Consider the following 16,106-nt stretch of genomic DNA (forward strand, 5'->3'; position numbering starts at 1 on the left):
AAGGTGCACTAGTGACTGCTTTGCATTTGAGTAAAATAGGAAACAAAATGACTAATAAAGTAGGCGTTCGCGCTATTATGCATGACATCCAAGAGGTGCTCAATTCCGATCTCAATCAATATGTGAATTTAAGTGCTGGCAACCCCGCCATCCTCCCTCAAGTTTATGAAATGTGGGAAGAAGCTTTAAGAGATATTGTGAACGACAAACAATTAAAAAATTTGATTAGCCAATATGGTTCTAGCTACGGTACGCATGAATTAATTGATTGCATAAGAGAATACTTCTTTACGAATTATCGTATTAAACTGGACAGAGAACAAGTCTTGATCACGTCGGGAAGTCAAAATCTCTTTTTTTTAGCTTTAAATTCGTTTTGCGGTACAAGTAAAGAAGGAAGAGTAAAAAAAGCATTAATACCTATGCTGCCAGATTACGCTGGGTATAGTGGAGTCGCACTCGAGGAAAGTGTAATAGAAGGAATTCCTCCTATCCTTTCAAAGCTTGATCATCATACGTTTCGTTATGAATTTAACAAACAAGCATTTAAAGATAAAATAGCTCAGGACCCAGACATCGGAGCTGTTGTATTATCAAGACCTAATAATCCAAGCGGCAACATCCTTTCCGAAGAAGCCGTACAGCTTATATCCCAAGTTTGCAAGAACTATCACATTCCATTGCTAATTGATTCAGCTTACGCACCGCCTTTTCCTGCTATTAATTTTATTAAAATGGATCCAATCATACATGATAATATCATTCACTGTATGAGTCTTTCTAAAGCCGGATTGCCTGGAGAGAGAATAGGAATTGCTATAGGAAAAAGTGACTTCATAAAAGTAATGGAAGCATTTCAATCAAATATGTTGATTCACTCCTCTAGGCTAGGGCAAAGAATGGTGGTTAACACCTTAAAAAGCGGGAAGTTACCTGAAGTTTCAGCTAACTATATAAGAACTCATTATAAACAAAAACATGACTATTTAAAAAACCTTTTAACTACATGTATGCCGGATGATATTCCTTGGTATTTGCACAAAGCGGAAGGTTCGTTATTTGGCTGGCTTTGGTTAGAAGGTTTGCCTTTCAGTGATAGCGATCTATACAATAAATTAAAAGCAGAAAACTTGATTGTAGTACCAGGCGGCTCATTCTTTCACGGCAGCCAATCTTCTTCTCACAACCGGGAGTGTATTCGTATAAGTCTTACTGCTACAGATGAGGAGTTAAAGAAAGGAATCCACATTCTTTCATCAGTAGTTAAGAAAATATACAGTTCAAATACCATACTTGAAACAGGGAAAATATAATTTCTTAAATATTTAAAGATGACAAGAGCCGCCCTGTTCACCAGAAGCGGCTTTTGGTGTTTAGATTAAGTAACAGGTGAATCAGAGAGAACAAATAGATATTTTTAATGATGTTTCTCTGTTCGTTGGTTAATCTTACAAGGGCTATGTTCTCGCTGTTGTAAATTAAAGTTTTTTAGACACTTTGATGACGGTTTCTTTTTCTTTTGAGATACCTTTCACAGTACCTTCTGTTCGCTGAAAGCCTTCTTCGCAAAAAGTATGGCTTATTTTTTCCACAAAAGGCTGATCCTTCTTTAATGAGTTAATAAGCTCTTGTGAATCCTGAGGTTTCACATCTTTATACCAAATACCGTCTGGATAGGAAATGACGACGCATTTATCGTGGCATCTACCATTACATCGAGTGCGAGTAGTGTGTATGTATGGATCTAATTCTTGATTGGCTATCTCACTTCGAATCGCCTGTGTAACTTCTTCGGCTCCAAACCGATTGCAGCTGCTTCCATTGCAAATGAGAACGTGATGTTTCGTTGTATCTAAGTTCCATGTTGCCATATTAATTCCTCCTACTAAAAGTAATGATTACGATTTACAGAGCATGTTCCTTCTTTTTTTAGCCAAAAAGGCTGCCTTTATTTAATTAGAAATTTACCAGCTTGATTTTTTCACTCCAGGAAGCTGTCCCTTGTGAGCTAACTCTCTAAAAGCAATTCGAGAAAGTTTAAACTTACGCAAATATCCGCGAGGCCTTCCCGTTACCTCACAGCGGTTATGCAGGCGAGTAGGCGAAGAATCTCTCGGGAGTTTTTGTAGTTCATCATAATTTCCTTGTTCCTTTAACTGTTTTCTTAACTCAGCGTATTTTTCAACAAGTGCCTGTCGCTTCTTTTCCTTTGCGATCTTTGATTTTTTAGCCAAATAATCAATCCTTTCTTAAAATCTTTTTTATAAATCGTAATCATTATTATTTGTATTATTACATCATAAACCACTAAAGAATGAAAGGCAACTCATATTTAATCAGTAAAGTTATATTTTTATATGCTAAAAAAAATACGATAATATACAATTTCTTTTGGAACTGGATAATTTTTTGCAATGAAAGACTCTTATCTTTCTGCTAGCATATGAACCACGTCAAGAAATAGCAAGGAGGCTTTTTATTTTTATGATAAAGAAACTAGTAATCGCTATAGCAATGCTTATCCCAAGTTTTGGTGCAGGTTACTCAGCATTTGCTGCAGCGCCCGCTCATGAACAGCACGTTCAAGTAAATAAAAATGATAAAGAATTATTAGCTCGTCTCGTATCAGCCGAAGCCAAAGGAGAGCCTTATGCAGGCAAAGTAGCCGTGGCGACAGTTGTATTAAATAGAGTCGACAGCAGCAAATTCCCAGACACTGTAAAAGGTGTTATTTATCAAAAAGGTCAGTATAGTCCGGTCAGCAACGGTCAAATTAATAAACCTGCAGACAAAGATTCAAAAAAAGCTGTAGAAGAAGCAATTAACTTCCAAGGTCAAGGAAAAGGTTCATTATTCTTCTTTAATCCTGATAAAACGGGAGATCAATGGCTGCGCCAAAAACAAGAAACAATTAAAATAGGAAATCATGTATTTGCAAAATAATGAAAAAGCTAATAGCTGCGCGCTGCTATTAGCTTTTTCAGTTATGTACATAAAATAAACAGTAGAACAACCTTCAAAATTAGAATTTCGTGGTGAAATATAAAAAGTCATTCATAATTAAAAATATGAGGTGATAACGTGAAAGAGAATATGATGTTTGCTTGGATAGCTTCATGGTTAGCTCTTGCTGGTCAGCTCGTTTTTTTATGGGAATAGCGCTTTTTACAGGGGATTGGCGCTACATGATGTGGAGTTTTATGATAAGTATAATTGTAGGTATACCTAGTATCATTGGCACCTATAAACGAAATCAGCAGCTAAAAGCTTACAAAAAATAAGGAATATCGTGTTGAAACGAGTTATGAAAGACTTAGAGAAATCCTCCAAGTCTTTTTTTGTTTGGGTATAAAAAGACATGAACTGTACTCCGTTCTTCTAAAAAAAGTGCTTTTTACATAGTTTATCAATACAGAAAATTTGATAAACACGCGGAGGAGTAAACATGCAGAAACAGCCTAATTTTTTGTTGATTATCGTGGACGAGGAGCGATTTCCACCCTTATATGAAAGTAAAGAACTAAAAAAGTGGAGAAAAAAGCATTTAAAAGCACATAAATTTTTAAAACAGCATGGAATGGAGTTTACTCGTCATTACGTCGGTTCTACAGCTTGTTCACCAAGTCGAGCTACATTGTTTACAGGACAATACCCTTCCTTGCATGGAGTTACGCAAACGCAAGGTATCGCAAAGAAGTCACAAGATCCTGATATGTTTTGGCTGCAGCCTAATACCGTCCCGACGATGGGAGAGTATTTTAAGAAGGCTGGGTATCAAACCTTTTATAAAGGAAAATGGCATATTTCTGATGAGAACATCTTAATTCCAGGAACACATAACGTTTTTTCTAGCTATCAGATGCAAACAGGAATACCGGATCCAGAGAAAGAATGCCTCTATCAACGGGCTAATAAGCTTGAAAAGTTTGGTTTTTCAGGGTGGATTGGTCCGGAACCGGAAGGGAGAAATCCGCGCAATTCTGGTTCATCTGCGGCCATTGGAGTGAGCGGACGAGACGAAATATATGCAGAGGAAATCATAGAGCTTATTCAACGATTAGAACATCAAGCGCCTGCGCAGCCTTGGCTCATGGTAGCTTCATTTGTGAACCCGCATGACATTGCGCTGTTCGGAGCGATTACCAAACACCTTCCTATGTTTCAGTTTTCTATTGATGAGACGATTCCAAACATCGATCCGCCACCTACCATTAGAGAACCTTTACAAACAAAGCCTAGCGCTCAAAGCAGCTATAAATATATCTATCCAAAAGCGCTGCAGCCAACCCCAAATTCTAGCTTCTACCGGCGCTTGTATTATCAGCTGCAAAAAAATGTTGATAAACAAATTTTAAAAGTTCTTCGGACCATGGAACAATCTTCGTTCTATGAAAATACAATTATTATTTTTACGTCTGATCACGGTGATTTGCTTGGAGCTCACGGGGGACTACATCAAAAATGGTACAACATGTATGAAGAATCTATTCACGTTCCGCTTCTCATTCATAACAAGCGTTTGTTTCCTAGTTATCAACGTACAGACACACTGACTAGCCACCTTGACTTGATCCCGACAATGCTTAGTTTAGCTAATATAGATGCTTCTGCTATTCAAAAGCAATTACAAAAAAGTCATACGGAAGTACATCCATTTGTTGGGCGAGACCTGTCAGGTATACTTCGAGGAGAAACGTGTGCTGAGCAAGAGGAAACAGCGATTTTCTTCATGACAGATGATGACCCGACAAAAGGACTTCACCAAACAAATTTTTTAGGAGAAAGCTACCCGTCAGTTGTTCAGCCTAATCACATTCAAGCGGTCATTGTCGAGTTTTCGTCAGCGGCAGGAAAGGAAATTTGGAAATACGCTCGCTATCATGATAATCTGCAATTTTGGTCAGCAGATGACGAAAAAGATGAATTTATTCACGGAGAGCAATATGAAGGTTACCCTGTGAGTTTTGCTACCCTTAAAACAAATCGTGTTCCTGATCAAATTGAAATGTACAATTTGACCAAGGATCCGTTAGAAACAGTAAATCTGGCTCACCTGTATTTTTCGACAAATGAAACAAGGAAAATTCAGCGGCAGCTTGACGTTATTCTTAAAGAACAAGTCAGGAAAAAACGGATTTTTCCCCAAAGTGAAAGCATGCATGATGAGCTTCCGTCTACAGATAGATAAAAAATAGTTTCTACGGATTGAAGTCAAACATTTGCGTGAGCATAAAAAGGTGTATTTAATATTTTAATATATAAATAAAAAAACCTGATGATGCTTGTGATATGTTACTTGTTCTGGTTTGGGATAGTATTGGTTTCACTTCGTTAATTCCGCTTAGATAAACCAAATAAGGACTTATAGCATCTTTCTTTTTCGCCTTTATTGCTATAAAAATAAGAATGAAATGTAGTCGTTAATAGTATAATAAAAACTTTTTAAGTCCGTATATTCTTAAGTAACTTTTCAAAAATTCAAGCATAAAGTAATTCTATACCATTAAAAAATAAAAAATTACTTCTTGACTTTTGTTAAATTTATACACTATAATCGCTTTTAACAACTAATAAACAGTATTTGGCAATGAAAAGGACATGAATTAGATGCTGTTTTCTTCGCAGAGAATAGGGTCACTGGCTGAGAGCCCTTAAGAAATCATCTGATTTACCACCTTAGAGCTATTGCAGGGAACGTGCATAACTGAAACTGCAATCGGTAAAACCGTTATCTTTTTTGAGCGTAAAATACGTATAGGTATTTTACGGAATTAGGGTGGTACCACGGCCGCATTCGTCCCTTCACTAGGGATGAGTGCGGCTTTTTATGTAGAAAAAATGAATATACAAGCAATGAAAAGGACATGAATCATTTTTGGATTTTCTTTACAGAGAATAGGGTCACTGGCTGAGAGCCCTTAGAAAACAAAATGAATTTACCACCTTGGAGCTGCGGCGGGGAATGTGTATACACTGAAACCGCAACCGGTAAAACCGTTATCTTTTTAAGCGTAAAATACGTATGAGTATTTTACGGAATTAGGGTGGTACCACGGCCGCATTCGTCCCTTTACTAGGGATGAGTGCGGTTTTTTTGTTGAATAAAAATATATTGGAGGAATGAACATGTCAAAACAAGTGGAAGCAGAAAAGCGAAATCATCAAAAGTTAGGTCAAGAACTGGAGCTGTTTATGTCGATGGAAGAAGCTCCTGGTATGCCATTTTTCTTACCTAACGGAATGATTATTCGAAATGAGTTAGAAAATTATTGGAAACAAAAGCATTATAAAGCAGGCTATCAAGAAATAAAAACACCCATCATGATGAAACAGGAGCTCTGGGAACAATCAGGGCACTGGGAGCATTATCATGAGAATATGTATTTTTCAAATGTTGACAAACAAAACTATGCGATTAAACCGATGAATTGTCCGGGAGCCATTTTATTGTTTAACAGCAAGCGAAGAAGCTACCGAGAACTTCCGATTCGATACGCAGAGCTTGGATTAGTTCATCGTCACGAGCTTTCTGGGTCTTTAAACGGATTGCTAAGAGTCCGTTCATTTACACAGGACGACGCTCATTTATTCGTAGAACTCAGTCAGATTGAAGCTGAGATTAGCCGCATTCTAGCGTTTATCCATGACTTTTACTCACATTTTGGCTTCGATTACAAAGTAGAGCTATCCACACGACCTGAAAAATTCATGGGAGATATTGAAACATGGAACCAAGCAGAAAAGTCGCTTCAATCTGTGTTAAGTGAAAAAGGCTTAGACTATCAGGTGAATGAAGGAGATGGAGCTTTTTATGGGCCGAAAATTGATTTTCATATTTTAGATTCCTTAGGTCGAAGCTGGCAGTGCGGAACAGTTCAGCTTGATTTCTTAATGCCGGAGAAGTTTGACTGTATGTATATTGGAGAAGACAATAAACCTCATCGCCCCGTAATGATTCACCGCGCTATATACGGTTCCGTTGAGCGATTTATGGCCATCTTGATTGAACATTACGAAGGCCAATTTCCTCTTTGGTTAGCTCCTGTTCAACTCAAACTATTGCCTATTGCACCGCCACACGTGGAATATGCATATAAAGTGAAACACGAGCTGGAGTTAAAAGGGTATCGTGTTGAAGTAGACGATCGCATTGAAAAAATAGGGCTGAAAATTCGAGAAGCAGAAATGCTGAAAGTTCCTTATATGGCTGTGATAGGAGATAAAGAAGTGGAAAATGAATCGCTTGCTATGCGAAAGCACGGGAAGAAAAATATAGGAACAGTAAGTGTGGAAGAGGCAGCTGTACACTTGAATAAAGAAAAGAATTCAAACAGAGTTTGTTGAAGCTATTTACCTTACTAAATAGAAAAATCTGATTTTTTAAGTCAGATAGTGATTCCCTTCATTTTGTCTCACACCAAAATGAAGGGAATATTGAACTAGAAGGGTATAAGATAATATATATCAGCAGTATAACTTTTGCCTTAGACAAACGCCGGTATTTTATAAAAAAAATTTATCTTATTCCATTCGAATCGTTTGTACGGGATGAAGCTGAAGCCTCACCTGATGGTTTGTTCATGTTTTGCTGATCTCGCTTCTTTTTAGAAGGAGAGTAAAAAAGAAATTTAAACATAAAGTATACTCCTAATGCTAGTAAGATACAGCCAATAAGTAAGTTAATCATCTTTCTCCGCCCTTCATACACTTCAGTTTTCATCATTATAACACCCGGTAAGATAAAACATTCATCGTTCTGTAAATAATCTCTATGTCAGGAATTTATATCTGAAGATAGTTAGTAAAAAAGTTATCTAAAAACATATAAAGTAATTTTTTAGAATATTATTTTTATTCAAATTTATTATACATAAGCACAATGATAACCTCTTTATTTAGTTTATAAATCCAAAATAGAGCGATACTAAGAAATCGCTTACAAAAACTCTTGAAATATATATAATGATATTAGTATACTAATAGACAAGTTAGTAATTATTTCTATATAATTACTTCTGTATCTGAAGTGAAAACGCGCAGCCAAATGGGAAAAGACGTTATTTTCAAGTTTTTAATGGATGAGTGGCAACAGAGAGGAGAGAGTGCAATGGGAAAACTATTTAAAAAGAAGTCAATCGAGCAATTATTAGAACAAAGTCAAAACAAATCTCTAGTCAAAACATTAGGAGCATTCGATTTGACTCTTCTTGGTATTGGAGCCGTAATCGGAACGGGGGTTTTAGTATTAACAGGCTTAGTAGCTGCTAACGATGCTGGACCAGCCGTTATTTTTTCTTTTATATTGGCTTCTATTGTATGCGGTTTTGCAGCGCTGTGCTATGCAGAATTTGCTTCAACTATACCTGTATCTGGGAGCGTTTACACCTATACATATGCAACCATCGGCGAAGTGGTAGCGCACTTAATGGGATGGACGTTGCTTTCTGTCTATTTGTTAACAATGTCAGCAGTAGCAAACGGATGGTCTTCTTATTTTAACAACTTTTTAGAAGGCTTTGGTTTTTCGCTGCCAAAAGAATTGATTACGATCCCTGCAAATGGAGGTCTAGTGAACCTTCCTGCTATTTGTATTACGCTTCTTATTACATGGCTGCTTTCAAGAGGAACAAAAGAAAGTAAAAAAGTGAATAACTTTATGGTGCTTGTTAAATTGTTTATTATCCTTCTTTTTATTATTGTAGGAGCTTTTTATGTAAAACCGTCTAATTGGACACCTTTTATGCCTTATGGAATTGAAGGTGTTGTGACAGGGGGCGCGGCCGTATTTTTTGCTTTCTTAGGTTTTGATGCCTTATCTACATCAGCAGAAGAAGTAAAGAATCCGCAGCGCAATTTGCCCATTGGAATTATTAGTTCACTTGTGATCTGCACGATTATTTATGTAGCAGTATGCCTTGTTATGACTGGAGTTGTTTCGTACAAGGAATTGAATGTTCCAGAAGCAATGGCCTATGTTCTCCATTCAGTAGGACAAAATGCAGTGGCAGGAGTTATTGCTGCAGGAGCCGTCATTGGAATCATGGCTGTTATTTTCGCCTACATTTATGCAGCAACACGCATTTTATTCTCAATGAGCCGCGACGGCTTGCTGCCAAAAGCATTTGCTAAAACAAATGAGAAAACGGGAGTTCCGACTCTTTCTACTTGGCTAGTAGGGATTATCGGAGCGTTAATTTCAGGATTTATTGATCTAAAAGAACTTGCGAATTTAGCAAATATCGGAGCTCTTTTAACTTTCGGCATGGTGGGCGTCAGCATTATCATCTTACGTAAAACGCACCCAACTTTAAAACGTGGATTTACAATGCCGTTTGTACCTGTTTTACCAATTTTATCTGTATTATCTTGTTTATTTTTAATGATTAATCTTCCTAAAACAACATGGCTGTATTTTAGCATATGGATTGTGCTTGGTATAGTTGTATATGTCGGTTATTCTCGTAAACACAGTCGATTAACAAGTAAAGAAATGAAAAAAGTGAGTTAAAAGTAAAAAAAGAGCCTTTCAGCAAAGAAAGGCTCTTTTTTACTTATTGTTCGGTTGTTAGACAGTTAGAACGATTGTTCACTATGTTTTTTGCGTGTCTCCACAATAAAAAGACAAGTGCTGATAATAAAAGCCGTTCCTACAAAAATGGCGCCAACCCAAGGAAGTGAAGTAAGTCCCACATGATTAATAATTACGCCTCCGAAAAAGGCGCCAAAAGCATTTCCTAAGTTAGCAAACGAGTGATTCGAAGTAGAAGCTAAAGCAGGTGCTTCCTGTGCTAAGTTCATAATTTTCACTTGAATACCAGGCATTACAGCAAATGCTGCTGCTCCCCAGAAAAACAGCGTGATAATAGCTGCTGTTGGGCTTTTGGCAGTAAACGTAAAAATAGTCAGCACAATACAAAGAAAAGCAAATATACCTACAACCGAAGGCATTAACTTCCAGTCTGCTAGCTTGCCTCCAACAACGTTTCCGAGCGTAACGCCGCATCCATATAATACAAGTATCCACGTAACGCTATGTTCACTTACTCCTGTAACGTCTTCAAGAAGCGGTGTAATGTACGTAAATACAGTAAATAAACTGCCGCATCCTATTGCGCTTAAAAGAAGCATCACAAGAAGTTTTGGTTGAGTAAAAGCAGCAAACTGCTGTTTTAGACCCGTTAATTTGTCTTGACCAAGCTTTGGGATAAACAGAATAATACCAATAAATGCAATAATCCCCATGATCGTAATAGCTCCAAACGAAGCTCTCCAGCCTAAGTGTTGCCCAATGAATGTTCCCACAGGAACGCCGATGATATTTGCAATGGTTAAACCTGCCATCATCGTTGCGACAGCACTTGCACGTTTATGAGGTTGTACGAGCCGTGAAGCAATAACAGCGCCTACTCCAAAGAAAGTACCGTGACATAATGCCGTAACTAAACGAGCTCCCATTAAAATTCCATAGCTGGGTGCAACAATAGCAATTGCATTTCCCAGAATAAACAAAAGCATAAGTAAACAAAGCAGAAGCTTTTGAGGAAGTCGATGAGTAAAAATAGTTAAAATTGGCGCGCCGATTGCTACTCCTAAAGCATAGCTTGTAATTAGCTGTCCAGCAGTCGAAATGCTAACATGAAGGTCTTCCGCAACGTTAGGCAGTATCCCCATAATAACAAATTCCGTCATTCCAATGGCAAAAGCTCCAAGAGTCAATGAGATGAGAGCAATTGGAAAGGAATCTTTCTTACTGACCTGCTCATTAGCATGCATTGTATTCATGTGTGATCACCCTTTCTGTGTATAAAATTTATATCTCCTTGAAAAGAAGTCAATTACTAATAATACTTAAGTGATGGAGCTTTGACAACCAAAAAAGCTGATGTAAGCGGTATCTTTCGGGATTTCTATTTATCTTTATCATATATGAAGACAGTCAGACATAAATTTATTGACAGAATAAAGTTTAGTCCTATAAACTATTTTTAAAGTTGAATAGTTTATACCTATAAACTAAATGAGCAAAGGAGGGAAAGAAGTGACGAAAAGCAAGTTATATCAAGCTGTAGAACTTTTTGAAGAAGTGCTGTTTGTGGGAACAGAAGTAATTCACAGAGAGCTTAGCCATAACCTCTTCGAACATGTCTCTAGGCAGCAGTTTGATTTGTTAAATAGTTTAATGATTAAAGGTCCATCTTCACCAGGCAGTCTTGCTGTCTTGCAAGGTGTTCATAAAAGTGCCATTTCGAATCGAATTAAAAAACTGCTCGAAAAAGGGCTTGTGGAGTGGGACACTAACGAACTAGAGAGCGATAAACGTTCTAAGCTTATTAAGATTACGGCTGAAGGAGAAAAGGTAATAAATGACGGAAATGCCGCGTGTTTTAGTATCATTGAGAATTTGTTTGATGATGTAGAAGAAGAAAAAATAGATACATTTATTGAAATTCTTACAATGGCAAAAGAAAAGTTAACTATAAAAGGGGAAAGCAAAAAATGAAATTTATTGTGAAATTTAAGTGGGTGATTGCGGCCTTTATTTTAGCTTTAACGGTTATATTGATGCTAACGTCACCAAATTTAACAAAGCTCGCAAGTGAAAAAGGACAGTCTCAGCTTCCAGACGATGCCGTTTCATCTAGAGCTAGCCAAATTCTAAAAAATGCTGGAGAAGATAGTAATACCATTAGCATGGTTATCAAGTTAGATAACGTATTAGATAAAGATAGTGAGAAACAAATACAGAAAATCATTGATAAGACAGAGAAAATTAAAGGTGTAAAAGATGTCACAACGCCTTTAACAGATGATCAAGATGTTCGTAATCAATTAATGTCTAAAGACAAAAAAACCGTTTTAGTTCCGGTTACTGTCAGTGGATCGGATGAAAAAGTTGAAAAAATAGCGAATGAGATTTATGGTAGCGTGCCAAAAGACACTACGGCATATGTAACAGGTGCATCTCTTATTAATCAGGATTTTGCACACAGTTCAGAAGAAGGGTTAAAGAAAACCGAGTTTATTACTATCTTTTTGATTTTAGGTTTGCTTTTACTCGTTTTCCGTTCAGTCGTGACGCCGTTTATTCCTATTTTAATTGTGGGAATCACATACTTAATCAGTCAATCGTTACTAGGGATTTTAGTTAAAAATGTCGATTTTCCAATCTCAACGTTCACGCAAACGTTCTTAGTAGCTATTTTGTTTGGAATTGGTACGGATTACTGCATTCTTTTACTTAACCGTTTCCGTGAAGAGTTGGCAAACGGACATGATAAAGCAGAGGCCACGATCACGGCTTATCGTACAGCAGGAAGAACGCTATTTATCAGCGGAATTGCCGTATTTATTGGGTTTGCAGCCATTGGATTTGCCAAGTTTGCCATTTTCCAGTCGGCTGTCGGGGTAGCAGTGGGCGTAGGTGTACTGCTAGTCATTTTATTTACTCTGCTTCCACTTTTTATGGTTACGCTTGGAGAAAAATTATTTTGGCCGTCTAAAAAAGTGGCTTCTCATAGTGATAATAAGCTGTGGGGCTTTTTAGGAAAAAAGGCAGTGGCGCGACCGTTCGTGTTTTTAGTCATTACAGCGATTATTACCGTGCCTTTTATTGTAACGTACGACTCAAAAGTATCGTTTGATTCTACTGCTGAAATAAGCAGTGATTATAAATCTATAAAAGGACTAAATGCTATCAGTGATGCACTGGGAGAAGGAAAAGCGTTTCCTGTCAATGTTATTATTAAAGGAGATAAAGAGTTAACAAAGGCGGATGTTATTCCTTATTTAGGAAATATAAGCAAAGCAATTGAAAAAGTGGATCACGTGGATTCTGTTATGACTATCACACAGCCTACCGGAGAAAAGATTGATGATTTATATGTTAATTCACAGCTAGGCTCTGTATCAGACGGAATCAAAGATGCTGTTAAAGGAATCGGAGATGTACAAAAAGGATTAAGTGATGTTGAAAAAGGGCTAAATCAAATAGCTGACCAAACGGGTTCTGCTTCTAAAGAGAAATCTGGCGGGTCGCTTGCACCTGCTGCAGATGGATTAGCTCAAATTAATCAACAGCTGCAGCTCATCAGCACTCAGCTCTCTACAACAGGAAATGTGCAGCAAGCGGTTCCGCAGCTTGTTGCAATCAGTAAACAGCTTACTACCATTCAAACCGGTCTCCAACAAGCAAATGAGAATCTTTCAGCTCAGCAAGGTCAAGTTGGAACGTTATCAGACAGTATCAACCAGTTAGCAAAAGGCGTTAACAGTGCGAATGACGGACTGACGAAGATCTCAGATGGCTTAACAAAAGCAACAGATATGCTTGATAACATGAGTGACAGCTCAACAGTTAGAGATACGGGTATTTACCTTCCAGCAGAAGTGATGAAAGATAAAGGGTTTAAACAATCCATCGATAACTATTCTTTTGCAGATGGAAAAGGAGTTAAGCTCAGTGTAGTGCTCGATCAAAATCCATATTCTGAAGAAGCCATTTCAACCGTAAAAAATATTGAAAAAGCGGTGGCAAGCGAAGTCGTTGATACGCCGTTTGAGGATACAGAAATTGTGTACGGAGGGGTATCGAGCTCAAATGCGGATTTAAAAGATTTATCTACAACGGATCTTTCACGCACAATGATTATTATGATGATTGGATTGTTTATTGTGCTGACCATTTTATTCCGTTCAATGATCATGCCTGTATACATGATTGCTTCACTGCTGCTTACGTATTATACAGCAATGGGGATCTCAGAGCTTCTATTCGTGGATATAATGGGGAATGACGGAATCAGCTGGGCTGTGCCATTCTTTAGTTTTGTTATTTTAGTTGCCCTTGGAATTGACTATTCTATTTTCTTGTTAGACCGTTTTAACGAAGAAGTAAAAAGCGGCGTAGCAGAAGGGATGGTTACGTCCATGAGTAAGATGGGATCGGTTATTATTACTGCTGCTATTATCTTAGCTGGAACGTTTGGGGCTATGATGCCATCGGGTGTATTAACACTTGTTCATGTAGCAACGGTTGTTATTATTGGTCTTTTACTTTATGGCCTTGTCATTCTTCCGCTTCTTATGCCAGCGATTGTCGTAACGCTTGGAGAAGGAAACTGGTGGCCGTTTCTTCGGAAAAAAGAAAAACACAAAGTAGAAGAATAATTTGTATATGATAGCTGTATCAAAAATTAGATATCTGTTAGGAAATAGTGATACGCCTGTATAGCATTAAACATTATATAGGGTAAAAATGAAGGATAGATGAGCGTCATAAGACTGCTTTATCTATCCTTTTTGTATGATTGGAAAACGTGAGTATAGTTTAAAAGCACAATCAAGCAGGTGCTGTTATAAATACACCTAGTCGAATAAAAGACCTACCATCAGGAAAACCTATAGTCAAAAACATGAGGGAGGTTTTTTTATGAAATTTGTAAATTTCTTAGCTAATCAGCGAGACAAACGACGGGAACAAATGCGCGAAGCAGGAACATGTCCAGATTGCTTAGGTAAACGATTCCACCATATTGGACTTTATTTTGTGCATGTTTATGAGTGTCCAAGCTGTCAAGGCAAAGAAGATATGTAATAAAATCTTCAGAAATAAGGCAAAGGCAGTCTCAATGCAGATTATGATGTGAAACCTTCTTATTTTAGAGAAGGTTTTTATTTTTTTGAAGGTGAACGGTTGCTTGTATGTTTTGTGTTAGCAACCTTTACATATTTATTTTCTGTCTAACTAGATTCGATTAGTATAGTTATTAAGTTACTTTAATGTCTCAAGTTAACAATTTAAATAAAAAGGAGGAAAGAATTAAGGATTAAGGAAAAAGAGACGCGTAACTTGCAATCATGTATCTCAAACTTTAAATATAAGGAGCTGAGGTGAGATGACAATGTTACATTTAGATAAAGTATATAAAATATATGATAAAAAAAATATCGCCGTAAATGATTTTAACCTTCAGATTGGAGAGAAAGAATTTGTTGTCTTTGTTGGACCTTCAGGCTGTGGTAAATCTACTACGCTGCGAATGATTGCAGGTCTAGAAACGATTTCAAAAGGTGATTTTTACATTGATGGAGATCATATGAACGAAGTAGCTCCAAAAGATCGTGACATTGCTATGGTCTTTCAAAATTATGCTCTTTACCCTCATATGACTGTTCGAGAAAATATGGCATTTGGTTTGAAGTTAAAAAAAATAAAGAAAGACGAAATTGATAGACGGGTAAATGAAGCAGCCAAAACATTAGGTCTAGAAACATATTTAGATAGAAAGCCAAAAGCTTTATCCGGAGGGCAGCGTCAGCGAGTTGCTTTAGGTCGTGCTATTGTTCGGGAAGCAAAAGTTTTCTTAATGGATGAACCATTATCTAATTTGGATGCGAAGCTGCGAGTACAGATGCGTGCTGAGATTATTAAACTGCATCAAAGGCTGCAAACAACAACAATCTATGTGACGCATGATCAAGTGGAAGCTATGACAATGGCTACTCGCCTAGTTGTTATGAAAGACGGGATTATTCAACAGATTGGAACTCCTCAAGATATTTATAGACATCCTAGGAATGTATTTGTAGGCAGTTTTATTGGATCGCCCGCAATGAATTTTTTTCGGGGGTATCTCCAAGGCACTTATTTTATAATGGGCGAAACTAAAATACAGCTTCCTGATTTTCTAATACACGCTTTACATTCTCAAGGTCATAATGAGAAAGAGGTCATAATGGGTGCGCGTCCTGAACACATTGTATATCATAAAGAGGATAGTAAGAGAGAGTTGAACAATGAGTTTTGCTTCACTACGACACTAGATATGATAGAGGTACTAGGTGCTGAAACAATTTTATATGCTAGTTTAGAAAAGCAAACGTTTGTGGCCCGAGTGCCTCTTTTATGTGAGTTTGAAGCAGGGGACAAAGGGGATTTTTCGTTGAATTTAACCTACGTGCATTTTTTTGATGGAGAAACAGAAGAGCGCATTTCTACAAATGTAGATAAAAAAGTTAAATATTCTGATAAATGTATTGACTAGTTAACGTTTGCAGTTTAATATAACAATATATAACATTACATAATGTTGTATATCATATTTTAT

At 37.2% G+C, this 16,106-nt stretch carries 13 protein-coding genes and 2 other annotated features; of the genes, 9 read left to right on the top strand and 4 right to left on the bottom strand.

The features are described from left to right. Nucleotides 1-11 precede the first annotated feature (11 nt). Nucleotides 12-1,313, top strand: a complete 1,302-nt coding sequence (locus OK414_RS12195) for a valine--pyruvate transaminase (RefSeq protein ID WP_047932290.1) — start codon at nucleotides 12-14, stop codon at nucleotides 1,311-1,313. Nucleotides 1,314-1,478: 165 nt separating this feature from the next. On the opposite strand, the gene OK414_RS12200 is transcribed toward OK414_RS12195, so the two are convergent. Both OK414_RS12200 and rpsN read right to left on the bottom strand, forming a co-directional pair. Continuing rightward, entirely contained in the window at nucleotides 1,479-1,871 is a 393-nt protein-coding gene (locus tag OK414_RS12200; protein WP_034652012.1) for a (2Fe-2S) ferredoxin domain-containing protein, read from the bottom strand. Nucleotides 1,872-1,964: 93 nt separating this feature from the next. Beyond that, the gene (rpsN, locus tag OK414_RS12205; protein WP_013083197.1) at nucleotides 1,965-2,234 is read right to left on the bottom strand and encodes a 30S ribosomal protein S14; all 270 of its coding nucleotides are present in this window, start codon (nucleotides 2,232-2,234) and stop codon (nucleotides 1,965-1,967) included. Between the two features lie 250 nt (nucleotides 2,235-2,484). Between rpsN and OK414_RS12210 the strand changes: the two genes are divergently transcribed. The 3 genes from OK414_RS12210 to thrS all read left to right on the top strand — a co-directional run bounded on the left by OK414_RS12210 (nucleotide 2,485) and on the right by thrS (nucleotide 7,344). After that, nucleotides 2,485-2,943, top strand: coding sequence for a cell wall hydrolase (locus OK414_RS12210; protein ID WP_025751889.1), 459 nt, complete (start codon nucleotides 2,485-2,487; stop codon nucleotides 2,941-2,943). Between the two features lie 502 nt (nucleotides 2,944-3,445). Next, nucleotides 3,446-5,188, top strand: coding sequence for a sulfatase-like hydrolase/transferase (locus tag OK414_RS12215; RefSeq protein ID WP_216875946.1), 1,743 nt, complete (start codon nucleotides 3,446-3,448; stop codon nucleotides 5,186-5,188). A 390-nt stretch (nucleotides 5,189-5,578) separates the two neighbouring features. Next, nucleotides 5,579-5,805 (top strand) — a binding site (T-box leader). A 39-nt stretch (nucleotides 5,806-5,844) separates the two neighbouring features. Then, nucleotides 5,845-6,073: a binding site (T-box leader), on the top strand. Nucleotides 6,074-6,126: 53 nt separating this feature from the next. Beyond that, nucleotides 6,127-7,344, top strand: a complete 1,218-nt coding sequence (thrS, locus tag OK414_RS12220) for a threonine--tRNA ligase (RefSeq protein ID WP_016764150.1) — start codon at nucleotides 6,127-6,129, stop codon at nucleotides 7,342-7,344. A 172-nt stretch (nucleotides 7,345-7,516) separates the two neighbouring features. Here thrS and OK414_RS12225 read toward each other — a convergent pair whose 3' ends face one another. After that, nucleotides 7,517-7,723, bottom strand: a complete 207-nt coding sequence (locus tag OK414_RS12225; protein WP_026106588.1) for a hypothetical protein — start codon at nucleotides 7,721-7,723, stop codon at nucleotides 7,517-7,519. 384 nt (nucleotides 7,724-8,107) lie between these two features. On the opposite strand from OK414_RS12225, the gene OK414_RS12230 reads away from it, so the two are divergent. Beyond that, nucleotides 8,108-9,508 (top strand): amino acid permease, encoded by a 1,401-nt coding sequence (locus OK414_RS12230; protein ID WP_013083204.1) that lies wholly within the window; start codon nucleotides 8,108-8,110, stop codon nucleotides 9,506-9,508. 65 nt (nucleotides 9,509-9,573) lie between these two features. Here the strand turns inward: OK414_RS12230 and OK414_RS12235 are convergent, their stop codons facing one another. Beyond that, the gene (locus tag OK414_RS12235) at nucleotides 9,574-10,782 is read right to left on the bottom strand and encodes an MFS transporter (RefSeq protein WP_263045641.1); all 1,209 of its coding nucleotides are present in this window, start codon (nucleotides 10,780-10,782) and stop codon (nucleotides 9,574-9,576) included. Nucleotides 10,783-11,038: 256 nt separating this feature from the next. Between OK414_RS12235 and OK414_RS12240 the strand changes: the two genes are divergently transcribed. The 4 genes from OK414_RS12240 (at nucleotide 11,039) to OK414_RS12255 (ending at nucleotide 16,043) form a co-directional block, all read left to right on the top strand. Beyond that, complete coding sequence (locus tag OK414_RS12240; RefSeq protein ID WP_013083205.1) at nucleotides 11,039-11,500, top strand: MarR family winged helix-turn-helix transcriptional regulator; 462 nt, start codon at nucleotides 11,039-11,041, stop codon at nucleotides 11,498-11,500. Next, the gene (locus OK414_RS12245) at nucleotides 11,497-14,166 is read left to right on the top strand and encodes an MMPL family transporter (RefSeq protein ID WP_263045642.1); all 2,670 of its coding nucleotides are present in this window, start codon (nucleotides 11,497-11,499) and stop codon (nucleotides 14,164-14,166) included. Before OK414_RS12240 ends, OK414_RS12245 begins: the two co-directional genes overlap by 4 nt. A 262-nt stretch (nucleotides 14,167-14,428) precedes the next feature. After that, nucleotides 14,429-14,593, top strand: a complete 165-nt coding sequence (locus OK414_RS12250; RefSeq protein WP_016764155.1) for a hypothetical protein — start codon at nucleotides 14,429-14,431, stop codon at nucleotides 14,591-14,593. A gap of 301 nt (nucleotides 14,594-14,894) precedes the next feature. Next, the gene (locus tag OK414_RS12255) at nucleotides 14,895-16,043 is read left to right on the top strand and encodes an ABC transporter ATP-binding protein (RefSeq protein WP_013083208.1); all 1,149 of its coding nucleotides are present in this window, start codon (nucleotides 14,895-14,897) and stop codon (nucleotides 16,041-16,043) included. The last annotated feature ends 63 nt before the right edge of the window (nucleotides 16,044-16,106 follow it).

It is taken from the genome of Priestia sp. JV24, from assembly GCF_025910025.1.
GTDB lineage: Bacteria > Bacillota > Bacilli > Bacillales > Bacillaceae_H > Priestia > Priestia megaterium.

Coding starts and splice junctions, on each gene's coding strand:
- OK414_RS12250 (WP_016764155.1), top strand. CDS start 14,429: ATGAAATTTGTAAATTTCTTAGCTAATCAGCGAGACAAACGACGGGAA.
- OK414_RS12245 (WP_263045642.1), top strand. CDS start 11,497: ATGAAATTTATTGTGAAATTTAAGTGGGTGATTGCGGCCTTTATTTTA.
- OK414_RS12215 (WP_216875946.1), top strand. CDS start 3,446: ATGCAGAAACAGCCTAATTTTTTGTTGATTATCGTGGACGAGGAGCGA.
- thrS (WP_016764150.1), top strand. CDS start 6,127: ATGTCAAAACAAGTGGAAGCAGAAAAGCGAAATCATCAAAAGTTAGGT.
- OK414_RS12255 (WP_013083208.1), top strand. CDS start 14,895: ATGACAATGTTACATTTAGATAAAGTATATAAAATATATGATAAAAAA.
- OK414_RS12200 (WP_034652012.1), bottom strand. CDS start 1,871: ATGGCAACATGGAACTTAGATACAACGAAACATCACGTTCTCATTTGC.
- OK414_RS12225 (WP_026106588.1), bottom strand. CDS start 7,723: ATGATGAAAACTGAAGTGTATGAAGGGCGGAGAAAGATGATTAACTTA.
- OK414_RS12230 (WP_013083204.1), top strand. CDS start 8,108: ATGGGAAAACTATTTAAAAAGAAGTCAATCGAGCAATTATTAGAACAA.
- OK414_RS12235 (WP_263045641.1), bottom strand. CDS start 10,782: ATGAATACAATGCATGCTAATGAGCAGGTCAGTAAGAAAGATTCCTTT.
- OK414_RS12210 (WP_025751889.1), top strand. CDS start 2,485: ATGATAAAGAAACTAGTAATCGCTATAGCAATGCTTATCCCAAGTTTT.